General features: G+C 32.8%; 13 protein-coding genes. 2 read left to right on the top strand and 11 right to left on the bottom strand.

Annotated features, from left to right (window positions below):
* Nucleotides 1-200 precede the first annotated feature (200 nt).
* The 6 genes from EDD66_RS02995 to EDD66_RS02970 form a co-directional block, all read right to left on the bottom strand.
* On the bottom strand, nucleotides 201-1,241 hold the full coding sequence (locus EDD66_RS02995; RefSeq protein ID WP_123608082.1) for a substrate-binding domain-containing protein: 1,041 nt from the start codon (nucleotides 1,239-1,241) through the stop codon (nucleotides 201-203).
* The gene (locus tag EDD66_RS02990) at nucleotides 1,238-2,836 is read right to left on the bottom strand and encodes a response regulator transcription factor (protein WP_123608081.1); all 1,599 of its coding nucleotides are present in this window, start codon (nucleotides 2,834-2,836) and stop codon (nucleotides 1,238-1,240) included. Before EDD66_RS02990 ends, EDD66_RS02995 begins: the two co-directional genes overlap by 4 nt.
* Before the next feature lie 27 nt (nucleotides 2,837-2,863).
* Nucleotides 2,864-4,351 carry a sensor histidine kinase gene (locus EDD66_RS02985; RefSeq protein WP_123608080.1) on the bottom strand — a complete coding sequence of 496 codons (1,488 nt, stop codon included), beginning with the start codon at nucleotides 4,349-4,351 and terminating at the stop codon, nucleotides 2,864-2,866.
* A gap of 24 nt (nucleotides 4,352-4,375) precedes the next feature.
* Nucleotides 4,376-5,416, bottom strand: a complete 1,041-nt coding sequence (locus EDD66_RS02980; RefSeq protein WP_123608079.1) for a substrate-binding domain-containing protein — start codon at nucleotides 5,414-5,416, stop codon at nucleotides 4,376-4,378.
* Nucleotides 5,417-5,628: 212 nt separating this feature from the next.
* Entirely contained in the window at nucleotides 5,629-6,504 is an 876-nt protein-coding gene (locus tag EDD66_RS02975) for an AraC family transcriptional regulator (RefSeq protein WP_243115284.1), read from the bottom strand.
* A 6-nt stretch (nucleotides 6,505-6,510) separates the two neighbouring features.
* Nucleotides 6,511-6,765, bottom strand: a complete 255-nt coding sequence (locus EDD66_RS02970) for a TfoX/Sxy family protein (protein ID WP_123608078.1) — start codon at nucleotides 6,763-6,765, stop codon at nucleotides 6,511-6,513.
* A 182-nt stretch (nucleotides 6,766-6,947) separates the two neighbouring features.
* Here EDD66_RS02970 and EDD66_RS02965 point away from each other — a divergent pair, with 182 nt between their 5' ends.
* The gene (locus tag EDD66_RS02965) at nucleotides 6,948-7,166 is read left to right on the top strand and encodes a hypothetical protein (protein ID WP_123608077.1); all 219 of its coding nucleotides are present in this window, start codon (nucleotides 6,948-6,950) and stop codon (nucleotides 7,164-7,166) included.
* Nucleotides 7,167-7,320: 154 nt separating this feature from the next.
* Here EDD66_RS02965 and EDD66_RS02960 read toward each other — a convergent pair whose 3' ends face one another.
* The 4 genes from EDD66_RS02960 to EDD66_RS02945 all read right to left on the bottom strand — a co-directional run bounded on the left by EDD66_RS02960 (nucleotide 7,321) and on the right by EDD66_RS02945 (nucleotide 10,601).
* Nucleotides 7,321-7,575 carry a YcxB family protein gene (locus EDD66_RS02960; RefSeq protein ID WP_123608076.1) on the bottom strand — a complete coding sequence of 85 codons (255 nt, stop codon included), beginning with the start codon at nucleotides 7,573-7,575 and terminating at the stop codon, nucleotides 7,321-7,323.
* A 78-nt stretch (nucleotides 7,576-7,653) separates the two neighbouring features.
* On the bottom strand, nucleotides 7,654-8,583 hold the full coding sequence (locus EDD66_RS02955) for a serine hydrolase domain-containing protein (protein WP_123608075.1): 930 nt from the start codon (nucleotides 8,581-8,583) through the stop codon (nucleotides 7,654-7,656).
* 69 nt (nucleotides 8,584-8,652) lie between these two features.
* On the bottom strand, nucleotides 8,653-9,246 hold the full coding sequence (locus tag EDD66_RS02950; RefSeq protein WP_123608074.1) for a hypothetical protein: 594 nt from the start codon (nucleotides 9,244-9,246) through the stop codon (nucleotides 8,653-8,655).
* A gap of 26 nt (nucleotides 9,247-9,272) precedes the next feature.
* Nucleotides 9,273-10,601, bottom strand: a complete 1,329-nt coding sequence (locus EDD66_RS02945) for a replication-associated recombination protein A (protein WP_123608073.1) — start codon at nucleotides 10,599-10,601, stop codon at nucleotides 9,273-9,275.
* 227 nt (nucleotides 10,602-10,828) lie between these two features.
* On the opposite strand from EDD66_RS02945, the gene EDD66_RS02940 reads away from it, so the two are divergent.
* Nucleotides 10,829-11,824: a zinc dependent phospholipase C family protein gene (locus EDD66_RS02940; RefSeq protein ID WP_123608072.1), complete on the top strand. Its 996-nt coding sequence runs from the start codon at nucleotides 10,829-10,831 to the stop codon at nucleotides 11,822-11,824.
* Here the strand turns inward: EDD66_RS02940 and EDD66_RS02935 are convergent.
* Nucleotides 11,821-13,263 carry a TrkH family potassium uptake protein gene (locus EDD66_RS02935; RefSeq protein ID WP_123608071.1) on the bottom strand — a complete coding sequence of 481 codons (1,443 nt, stop codon included), beginning with the start codon at nucleotides 13,261-13,263 and terminating at the stop codon, nucleotides 11,821-11,823. The genes EDD66_RS02940 and EDD66_RS02935 overlap by 4 nt on opposite strands.
* Between the last annotated feature and the right edge of the window lie 9 nt (nucleotides 13,264-13,272).

Here is a 13,272-nt window from a genome sequence, read left to right as displayed (position 1 = left end):
TCCTCCCGTTTTTCATGTAATTTATACATGTATTTTTGCTACACATAGAATATATCATAGAATAAATAGCATTGTTTTTTTATCCTCTTCATATTTTTTACTGGACAAATTATTCATACTGTCCTATAACTATTAAAAACTCCGGTTCTTAGCACTTTTTTGCTGCTAAGAACCGGAGTTTGAATTTGTCCTATATTAGGTTATTCTCCTTTGGGAATATTAAGATAAACATCTTCTTCCAGATGATACTCCCCTACGATTACTTCATCAATATTTTCTTTTGTCACTGAAATGGGTTCTAATTTTTCATATGGTACATTATTTATGCCATCAAAAAAAGTTTCTGCTGTTTTAACTTCTTCCCCTTTTGCCATATTAACAGCAAACTCAGCCGCAAGACTTGCCAATCTTTCTACCGGTTTATACACTGTCATATCCTGGGTACCTTCCACAATTCTTTGACACGCATCTAAATCTGCATCCTGCCCTACCACGCAGATCTTGCCTGCCAGGCGGCGTTCTGCCAATGCTTTGATTGCCTGACCTGCTAAATTATCATTCCCACACATAATTCCATCGATGTCATTTATCATTAAGTATTCATTCGTAACTGAGAATGCGGTTTCAGCATGCCAGCCGGATGCATGTTCAATCCCTATGATATTAATATCCGTTTTCTCTATTTCACTTTGAAAACCTGCCATAACAAGGGGTACATTATTATCTGCCAATGGTCCATTAATCATCAGAATCTTTCCCTTATCTCCTAAATGCTCTCTCATATGTCTGGCCATTAAGGTACCTACTTTTTCGTTATCAAAAGAAATATAAAGGTCTACTCCGGCATTTTGAATTAATCGATCATAGGCTATTACTTTAATCCCTTCTTTCTTTGCTTTGTTCACCACATCTGTAATTCCTTTTGAATCAATGGCTATTATAACGATAACATCCATTTTCTTACCAATAAAGTATTCAATCTGGGATATTTGTTCCTTTAAATCGCCATTGGCATTTTGAACATTCACCTCTGCTCCTAATTCTTTTGCTTTCGAAACAAAAATATCCCTATCCCTCTGCCAGCGTTCTAATATAAACGAGTCAAATGTCATGCCAATCTTAATACTGTCTGATTTTTCTTTTTCTTCCAATACAGGAGCCTGATTTTGTTTCGTACATCCTCCTGACATGATAGCTGTTAATATAATTAGTGCTATACATTGGAATACTTTTTTTCTCATTTCCCCATTCCCTCCTTAAATTCGGTAGGAGTTTTTCCAGTGGATTTTTTAAATATACGGCTAAAATAATTGGGGTCATTATATCCTACCTGTACACAGATTTCTTTCATACTCATTTCTGAATTAATTAGTAACTCCTTCGCCTTCTCTATCCTGACATTTGTAAGATATTCTACAAAATTAATTCCAGTTACATCTTTAAATAGCTTACTAAAATAATATGGACTAATATCTAATTCCCTGGATATACCATCCAGAGAAATATCTTTTTTATAATATTGCAAAATATATTCCTGAGCTCTTTTTATAATCCCATTGGTGTTTTCTTCTTTCTTTACAACTACATTATGACACACCTCTGTCAGCTTTGAAATAAGCCAGCTTTGCAGTTCTTTATTATCATTTATATTTATAATCGTGGATAAGTAATCTGCTCTGTCTGTAAAGTGGTATGTCATACCACCACTTAAGAATACTTCATGATCGGCAAATAATACCAGCTCCAGAATTTTTAATTTTACATTCATATCCCCATCTGGATAATTTTCTGTCATCCAGCCAAAAAATAAATTGGTTACTCGAATGCACTCTGAAGCATTCCCTTCACGAATACTGTTAAGGATTGCTTTTTCTATGTCAATAGGGTATCCTACTTCATAATTGCTTCTTATTGGAAGATCATCCACATGTGCAACTGTTCCTGTTGTATTTATTAAAGACTTTAAAGATTCATTATAGGATTCCATGGACTCATTTAAAGCTTTTATAGAACCAATTCCAATTCGAAAGGAGATTCCCATATTATGTTTTAATTTTCGTACAAGCCCTCTTGATTTTTCAATTAACTCAATACGTTCATTATATTCCATTATCTTATTATTACACGGAATAAAAACAGATACTTTATTGGACATCACCGAGCCAATCACACAATCAAATTCTTCTTTTACTAACTCCCGAACCTTAGTGTAATTCATCTGTGTACGTATGCTTGAGCCTACTGCATTGGTCATATAATTTCCTTTTTGAGTTTCTCCGAACACTAATGTGAGTATATATCCATATTCCTGATTAATCCCTAACATATTTTTGTAATTTTCAATATCCTCAGTGAAATGCTCTGAAGTCATAATGGAATAAATGAACCCATTTTCTATAATAGGTATTACTGTTTCTAATTTTTCCTTAATTAATAAATCATTGCTTCTTTTTTCTCTCTTTTCATTCACTAACCCTATTGCCCTGCTTAACACTTCTACTATTATTTTCTGGTTTACAGGTTTATTCAAATATTCAAGAACCCCTAAATTAATGGCCTCTTTTGCATAATCAAATTTGTCATATGCAGATAACACGATAAATATAATATTCGGATTTGTTTTAATAATTTCTTTCATGGAATCAATTCCGTTAATCCCTGGCATTTGAATATCCATAAAAGCAATATCAGGGCGAAAATGTTCTGCAAGTTCAATGACACTGCGCCCGGTTTTTGCAAACTCAACGATACATTGTTCCTTGAAATTCTTTTCAATGATGAACTTTAGAGAATCAATCACAATTCCTTCATCATCTGCTAACATCACTTTATACATAAGTTACCTCCCAATCTGAAGCCCATTCTATACCGGAATATAAATTATTACTTCAGTTCCTTTATCCTTACCTTCACTCTTAATTTCCAGGACATCATTACGATTAAAATACATTTGCAGTCGATTTATTACATTACCAAGCCCCACTCCATTGGAATTACGTTCTAAATCTGCCTCTGGTATTTCACCTCTCATAATTTCATCTATCTTTCCCCCTGTCATTCCAATTCCATTATCCTTTATACTAAGACAGATGTTATGATCCTTTCGATAAAGAGAAAATTTAATAAAACCATCCCAATGAATTCCGTGAATTCCATAATTCACTGCATTTTCTACAATTGGTTGTAGAACCATTGCCGGCAGCCTGGTATCCAGGTATTCTTCATCAATTTCTTTCACAAAATGAATATCTCCCGAAAAACGTACATTTAAAATATATATATAACTATCAACCAAACGCAGCTCATCTGCAATTGTTACATCCTGGTCTGATTTTTTTATATTGTAGCGGAAGAAATCAGCCATATGTTCTATAAATAAACAAGTTTTATCTGCACCTTCCATCATGGCAAGCTGAGCCCCTGCATTTAAAGTATTAAATAAGAAGTGGGGATTGATTTGAGCCTGAAGGTATTTTAGCTTTGCATCTTTTAAATGCCCTTCCATCATTAATTCCTTCTCTTTTAATGCTCGCTCTTTCTCCATATTTTCACGAATTTGTTCTATATAAACTCTGATATTCAATATCATTTTATTAAATGCTTTCGATACGATACCAACTTCATCTTCTGATTCTACTTCAACTTCAATATCTAATTTCCCTTTAGAAACATCATTGGCGAACTTGGCCAGGTTATTCAAAGGTCTTGTGATCGTTCTTGTGAGTAATATGATCAAACCTATATTAATAAAAATAAGTAATATCAAAATTGCAGTACTTATTGCTTCCATATAACGCAAGGAATTCAATAATAATTCATAGCTCTTAGAATTGTATTTAAATTGTTCATTATTTAAACTATAGATAAAAGCATGGATATCTTTAAATTCTTCATTGGCGATTTCATAATAATCTTTATACCTTTCTACATTACGTCCCCTTTTTGCCTGCACTGTTTTAAATGCCATATCCAGATAATTTTCAGACATGCTCTTAATATTCTTCTCCATTAATAACATCTCATTATCCGTAATTGTCGTATTCAAATTTAGTAATAATTTTTGATAATTTTGCTCACTGCGATAATATGCATCAATAGCATCGGAGCTCTTTGTATTTAAATATTGTGTCATACTGCTTTGGACATTATCTAAGGAATCCGATAGCTCATTTAAATTAACATTACTGATATATACCTGATCGATTTTCCCCATCATTTTATTAATACTAAGAAACATAATCAAATTAACGATTAATATAATGACAGATGTAAATATGAATGCGACCGTTAGTTTCCACTGAAGGGAAAGTTTATTCCATTTCTTCTCAAGTATTAATTTCCTTTTTCTCATGTAAATCGCTCCCTTGGATTACTATCATTCTTCCCTGATATACTCTTTTACGTTATCTGGTGTAATCATCTTAGTATCTACGGGAAGATATTCACTGACATGGCCTGTTAATTCAAATTCTTCTAATGCAGTAACACAAAGATTACCCATCTGTTTCGTGTCCACAGAAATAGTAGAATATATGATTCCTTTTTTAATAGCATTCAGTATATTATCTGAATCATAGTAACCAAGTATATTAATTTCTCCAACTTTATTATGATCAACGACAGATTGGTATGCGCATTGTGTATAGGTAGCATTCATACATATCATAACATCAGGTACATTTTCAGAATCCATTATAATATCCCTAATTGCTTCTTCTGAACTAAAAGCATTCTCATTATCCACCACAACTGCCTCAATATCTAAACCATGATCTTTCCCTAACTCTTTCTCTATGGTCTCCCTTATTGCTAATAGAATGATATTCTTACTACTATCTTCATTTTTTTCATCTACTAAAACAAAAACACGTTTGATATCCTTGTCCTTCATTTTTAATAATTGTTTCCCATATTCCTGCCCTAAATTATAACTGTTTATTCCAACATAACATTGTCGCAGGCTTCTGCTGGAATCCTTTAACACAGTTATTACCGGAATTCCTTTATTAACGGCAGAATTGATCAATTCTTCTGTTTCCGGATCTGCATCACCTTCAAAGATAATTCCATCTACCCCTCCATTAATTGCCATTCTTAATATTTCATTCTTATTGTAATCTTCAAAAAGATATTTCCCAAATCGTTCTACATATATATTTTGACTTTTACCCTTATCAAAAGCTCCGCTATATACCTCATTCCAGAAATCCTGATCTACATTATCTGTAATAAATGCATAATGTTTATCATAGGAGGAATACAGGTTATCTTTTGACAATCCAGTAGCATGTAATTTATTTTGAAAATATACGATACCCATAATCGTTATAATTAACACTATAATAACACTTCCTATAATGATTAAAGAAGAAAAAGTGTATTTCCCTGGGAAACCGTTTTCTCTGTCCTGTTTCATATCTATCTCCCTTTATCAAAAGAGCTGCTGCAGAATTTAATCTATAGCACTTATTGTCAAGAATAAACCTTCTAATGTCTATTCTTTTTAAGTAGTATAGTTTAAGTTCGTGCAACAGCCCCTTTTACTTAACCTTGAATTATTATTTACAATCAAAAATAATTTTATCAAATATTACAAGTTTTCTCTACCAAAAAATTATCTAATCTATGTCACTTTCTTGTCATTTTGCTAAACTTATTCTCTTTTCGATATTCACTTGGAAGTTTCCCATATCTTTTTTTAAATTCTTTCGAAAAAGCTTTACTATTTGGAAATCCATGATTCATGGCAATATCACTAATAGATAAATCTGTATTTACCAACTCCCGATACCCATATTCAACACGGATATTTTGCAGATATGATTTATAATTCACTTTTCCGTACATCTTAAATAACTTTGATAAATAAGTAGGTGAAAAACCAAATATCTCAGCAATGCTTTCCAGGGAAATTTCCTGATTGTAATTCTCCTTAATATAGTTTGTGATCTTTGATAATCGATTTAGATTTTTATTCTGCCTCAAAACTTCCTTGTCCAGATCATTTTCTTTATATCCTGTAAGCAAAATATGTAAGAGTTCATAAAAATGGCTCTTTACGATTAACTCATATCCATATTCCTTCTTCTCGTATATCTTCCACATATTAGAAACAAGGTCTACAATTCTATTATCCTGTTCTGAATTACTTCTTTTAAAGCTGATATACTGATCTTCTTCCCAATATGCTTCAAAAGTCTTTATTGGAATCTGCAAGACAATCGTTGTATTAGGATCTGGCACATCAATAGAATGGATTTCATTAGAATTGACCAATGTAAATTTATTCTTTTCTAATGGAAAAAATGTAGAATTAATATAAAAATCAATTTTTCCTTCTAATACTAAAAATATTTCTACGGATCTGTGCCAATGTTTTATTACCTTATAATTACCGTTATACCCTTCAAAGAGAAACATGCGGAAAGGTAAATCCTCATTCGGTAGTACAATTTCATGCTTAAAATCCATCTCTATCTCACCTGCCTTCATCAATCTTCCCATTTTAATCTACTTCATTGCCTTGTAAAAATCTCTTAAATTTATTTTATCCCCTTCTGATAAATCATGCCATCTTATTCCCTGTATTGCACCTTCCAAAGCACAGAGCCTGTTAATACAAGCAGAATCATCAATTTCTTTGATCTTTAGCCAGGCTTGTCTACTTCCCGTTTCCTTCAATTTGTCATAAGATTCAATTCCTATTTCTAATAATTGTTCTTCCAATCTTTCTCCAATGTTCGGTAATTTTGATAATTCACCCATACTAATAGCTCCCTTCTTTCAGCTTCGCCAAATGCTTCGCGCTTGGCTCATTATTTTGATTATATCATAATTGTGATAACTGCACAATTATAACGGAATTACGCCTATTATATTTTAAGTTGCAAGAAAAAGTTGTTCAAGCTATAATGAATTATTGGATAAGATAGAAAGGTTGAAATATAATGAAGAAAACAAAACAGACTCTCGCAATTTTAATGATCGTATTTTTAGTTGGATTATACATTGTCACATTAATCGCTGCTATTACAAGTACTCCTGCTACCGCTGGTTTATTTAAAGCATCCCTCTTTGCCACTATGGTACTTCCAATTATGTTTTATATCTACCAGATGATTTATAAGACTTTTAAGAAAAATAACGAAGACGAGAATAAAAAATAGTTTTTAAACTTATACACTTTCAACTTAGGTAAGCATTTTCCCCTTTGGAAGTATTGAAAAACTCAGATAGACTTGGGGTTATGCCTCAAAATCTTATCTGAGTTTTTATTGACTATATTTATTTATAATATATTCCATCACAAGTAGTTTTCTATTATCCTATTAAGTTATTTGTGATTTTTAATAACTCATTCTTTTCTTCAACGCTAAGATATTTCTTAGGAATGATATAGGCTGATACCGTATTTACGTAAATAAATAAGTGTTTTTCTGTTTCTGCCACTTTTTCTATAATATTATACTTACTTTCACTATTTTCACTTTTTTCAATAATAGATTCTTCAGTGATAAACAGACAATGATGTCCTAAAATATCATTATTTTTCCCTTCATTTACCACCTTTGACATTAATCTTAAATAACAATTCTTATTACTAACAATCTATCTTTATAAAACCAATTATTGATCTGATAACTAGCAGCTAAATTACAATTTATCTATTAATGTATTCCATGTAAGTTCAAGAACGCCTGTCATATTATGCTGTTCATTTGAAACATAAGTTACTATTGCATTCTTATCTGGTATCATTACCACATATTGACCATACAATCCATCCATACGATAAGAATTAGGATATGAATTCATCCATATTTGATACCCATAGCCCTGATGATGGTCTGCCGTAGCAAAGTATGGATTAAAATCATCCGTTTCTATTTGTACCCTGGTTGCCTGTTCTATATATTTCGCAGGAATCAGCTGCTGCTTATCTTTGTAAATCCCCTTATCAAGAATTAATTGTCCAAATTTGGATAAATCCATTGCAGTTAAATGCAAGCCGGCAAATCCTTGTGGAATGTTTTTGGGGCATGTATCCCATAAAGGCTTGGATATATCCAAATACTTAAATATCTTTTCATATAAATAGTCATCTAAATTAATACCTGTAGTGATACTTATAATTTTTGAAAGCATATAAGTTGCAGAATTATCATAGGTAAAATGAGTTCCTGGTTCATAAATAATTGGCTCCTCAAAGAATAATCGGGAAATATCCCAATCCTTCTTACTCTCCCAGTCAGCCTTAATTACTGGACATTCTTTATGCCCGGAACCCATACAAAGCAAATCATGTATCGTTATCTTTCTATGTAATTCACTAATGTCTGAATACGATACACCAGTGAAAAAACCTGCAATGGAATCTTCCAATTTAATATAGCCCTCATTAATAGCAATCCCCACTGCCATTGATGTAAAAGTTTTGCTGACCGACCATAAAGGATTTGGCTTATCTTCTATAAAATCATGCCTTCCAATAATATTGCCATCTTGTCTGACAATAACATTTAATACATTAAGTTTTTGCTTTTTTACTGACAATACCAAATCATTTAATATATCCTTATTCATTAATATCATTCCCCTATTTATCTGATTGCTATTTAGCTGTAACACTCCCACTTTAGAAGTGGAACTAAATTATAATAAAGTTTTAAATTCAAGTTTACATAAGTTATTCAGCTTTTCCATAGTCTCAGCATTAAAAAAGCCTATCAAACATGATTGATCTAAAACTGCAACTGTAAACTTCTTATCATATTCTGACTGTGTAATCAGCCCATTAAGTTTTTGTATTAAAGTCATATCAAACCAATCATTATCAACTTTCAAATCCCATTTATAAGCTTGTTCATTATATTCAAAAGACACCCATGCTATGTTATTCTCAACATCAACAAAATCATTTATATCATCCAATTTTAAGAATTCTTTGGTCATTTTTGAAAGCCTTTTCACTATTTCTATATATGCTCCATTGTCTTCAATACATTCCGTATCAAAATGCCAAATATCATTGGATAATGGCAGCCATTGATTCTTTGAACATTCCATCTCGCCACCCATAGCCATTAGCAGAAGTATATAAGGTTTGCTCTCAATTTCCTTTCGGTCAAAAATTTGCAGAATCTCATTAATGGTAATTCCAGCATTGAGACGAATACCCATATTATCTAATACATTAATTTGTTGTTCTAATGTCTCTTTTCTCTTCCTTAGCAAATCCAAAAACATAACCTTCTCCAGTCTGACTTTTCTTATTAATTTTCTGCCTCCATTTTGATCTTCTTAAAATACTCCTGAATCTGTTTTTCATACCCATTCTCTGAAGGCTGGTAGAAAACTCTATCCTTTAATTCATCCGGAAGATACTGTTGATTCACATAATGATTTTTATAATTATGGGCATACTTATAACCAATTCCATGTCCTAATTGAGAAGCTCCTTTATAATGAGCATCCATTAGATGGGCCGGAACCGGAGGTGTTTTCTGATTCTTTATTATATTATAGGCTTCATCAATAGCACAAATGGCAGAATTACTTTTTGGCGCACAGGCTACATAGGCTGCTGCCTGGGCTAATATGATTCTTGCTTCAGGCATTCCGATTCTCTCAACTGCCATCGTTGCAGAAGTGGCGACTACCAATGCATTGGGATCTGCATTGGATACATCCTCCGCAGCACAGATCATAATTCTTCTGGAAATAAACTTAATATCTTCTCCTGCATATAGCATCTTAGCAAGGTAGTAGATTGCAGCATCTGGATCAGATCCCCTCATACTTTTAATGAATGCCGATATGGTATCATAATGGTTATCACCTGTCTTATCATATCGAACTACTCTTTTCTGAATACATTCACTGGCAACATCCAGTGTAATATGAATCTTTCCATCTTCTGCTTTTTCAGTAGTTAAAACGCCTAGCTCAATTGCATTTAAAGCTGATCTTGCATCTCCGCCTGAAATATCTGATAAAAATTCAAGAGCATCGTCCTCAATGACTGCATGATAGATACCAAGTCCTCTTTCTTCATCCGTTAGAGCCCGGCAAATTAATGTTTTAATATCATCTTTCTCAAGAGGTTTTAATTCAAATATGATCGATCTTGATATTAACGCGCCATTAACTTCAAAGTAGGGATTTTCTGTAGTTGCTCCGATCAATATAATAGTTCCATCCTCCACGAATGGAAGGAGATAATCCTGCTGCCCTTTATTAAAACGATGAATTTCATCTATAAATAAAATGGTTTTTTTACCGTACATTCCAAGGCTGTTCTTTGCTTCATTTACTACCTCTTCCATATCTTTTTTCCCTGCAGATGTGGCATTTATCTGCTTGAATTCTGCACTTGTTGTAGCTGCAATTACTTTAGCCAATGTGGTCTTTCCTGTTCCAGGAGGTCCATAAAAGATGATTGAACTGATCTTATCTGCCTTAATAGCTCTATATAGCAATTTGTCTTTTCCGATGATATGGGTTTGCCCAACGACCTCATCAAGGGATCTTGGTCTAAGTCTTGAAGCCAATGGAGATTCTTTCTCCATTGTATTATTTCTCATATATTCAAATAAATCCATTTTATTACCTCCAATGAAGGAATCTTTTTATCTGTATTTCTGGTGCTGAAATTCAGATGTAGCTCAGACCACATCTGAATTAAGCTTCATCTCATTCATTCTAACATGATTATTGTATTGAAACAATTACCAATATTACTTTCCGGTTCACAGGATAATAAAGTCTTTCTTACAGAAACTATAAATAATATCTGGATACATTCATAGTTTGAAAGGAGACAAAAAATATGCCAGGATTTACAACTCATCATATATTTGGTATCTTAACATATAAAAAATTGAACTCTAAATATATAAAGGATATTATAGCCAATAATATATCTGCATATAAATTAGGACTTCAAGGTCCGGACATATTCTTTTATTATCTTCCAAATGTTATTAAAAATCCGGAACATTCACTTGGAAAGATTATGCATGAGGTGAATACGAACACTTTTTTTAAGAACTATTTTAATGAAATAAATCATTATCAGGAGCATATGTTAGACGCTGCCTATGCATATATTTCTGGATTCTTATGCCACTATTGTCTTGATACCATATGCCATCCATATATTTATGCAAGAACAAATTACAATCCTTTGCCAGTGAAAAATAAAGATAATGGAAAAAATATTTATAGTGCTCATCATAGAAGTTTTGAAACATTAATAGACAGTATCCTTCTGGATAGATATACTCATAAAAAACATCCTCAGTTTCTTAAAGAGAATACGATTTATCTCGATCAATCTACAAAGAAGATAATTACTCCATTGTTAGCCACATGTATCAATAAAACTTATTCCGGCTATATTAAGCTAAAACCGGGTTTTATATCCAGATCAATCCGATTTCTTCAAATTGAGTCTAAAATTTTATCCGGGCTTGCACATAACCGGAAGCATTACGTAGAACAATTAGAGAACCGCTTTTTTAAATATAATTTGCTTTCTAGTCTAATCCCTGATAACGTTCATACGGACACTCTGGATGCCCTCAATCTTTCTCATAATATCTGGCATTCTCCATGGGAAGTAAGTATTTCAAGAAATGACTCCTTTTTAAATTTAATGGAAAATGCATATAAAAAATGCACGATACTCCTTAATCTGGTTGACTCCTTGCTACACTATAGAAAGGATAGTCAAAACAGATTTGAGTATACGTGCACAGATCTATCTCAAATATTAAATGAAATAGGTAATTTATCTTATCACAGTGGTTTATTAATTGATTAAGCTTTTTTCCAGGAATTAACATTTAGCATAAGTAGTACTGGAAATATCTCAAGTCGTCCAATTAACATACAAAGAGACAGTACTATTTTACTAAAGTCTGAGAAAAAAGCAAAATTGCCAAGTGGGCCTGCTTCTCCAAAAGCAGGTCCTACATTACTTATAGCAGTCAGAACTGCTGTAAATGTAGTTTCAAAATCATGGTTATCAAAAGATACAAGGATGATGGCAATTCCAAAAATCAGAAAATATGCAAAGCAAAATAATCCAATGCTGCTTACTTGATCCTCATCCACATTTTTTCCATCTGCTTTAATCGGTATTACCGATCTTGGATGGATTAACTTTTTCACCATTCTTCTTATTGCTTTTAACATAATGGCAATACGAATCTGTTTTAATCCACCTGCAGTAGACCCGGCACAGCTTCCGGTAAACATTACTGCAATTAATATCATCTTACTAAGAAGCGGCCACATATTATAATCATAAGTAGTGTAACCAGTCGTTGAAATCAGGGATGATACCTGGAAAAAGGCCTGATAGAACGATTCCCAATAAGATTCAAACATACTACGGGTATTAAAGGTAATAATAGCTACTGCTCCAATGACTATGACCAGAAATAATTTTAGTTCTGTATTTTTTTTAATATCTGTAAAATTACGCTTTATGGCGTAAAAATAAATAGTAAAGTTCACACCAAAGATTATCATAAAAACAGAAAGTATATTATAAATCAATGGGCTGTTATAATATGCCATACTATTATTCTTGATTCCAAATCCACCTGTACCGGCGGTTCCAAGAGCATGTACGATGGAATCATATACCGGCATGCCGGCAAATATAAGACACAGCGTACAAATTACCGTCAGAACAAAATAAATCCCATAGAGGATTTTAGAAGTATCCCTTATTTTTGGTACTAACTTCCCGGGAGTTGGCCCCGGTGATTCTGCACGTAATATATGTAGTGTACTTCCGCTCATAGATGGTAATAAAGCAAGGAAGAAAACTAATACGCCCATACCCCCAAACCAATGGGTAAAACTTCTCCAGAATAATAAACCTTTTGGCATTACTTCCACATCAGTCAGAATACTGGAACCAGTTGTTGTAAAACCTGAAACACTCTCAAATATACAGTCTATATAAGATGGTATTGCACCATGAATAAAAAAAGGTAAGCCACCAAATAAAGCGAGAGATACCCAGGCCAATGATACAATCATCATACCATCTCTTGCAAGCAATTTTTTCTTCTTTGGTTTTATCAATAAAAATAAACCACCGAGTGCTACTAATATAGCCATTGTTATTAAGAAAGAAGATAAATCTCCTTCTCCATAGATAAGTGAAACTATGACAGAAGGGATCATCAACGCAGCTTCTAAAACAAATACCTTACCAAGTATATTTGCCACTAATCTATAATTCATGTCAATTCC

The organism is Mobilisporobacter senegalensis, assembly GCF_003752155.1.
Lineage (GTDB): Bacteria > Bacillota > Clostridia > Lachnospirales > Lachnospiraceae > Mobilisporobacter > Mobilisporobacter senegalensis.
This window is presented reverse-complemented; position numbering and strand designations above follow the sequence as displayed.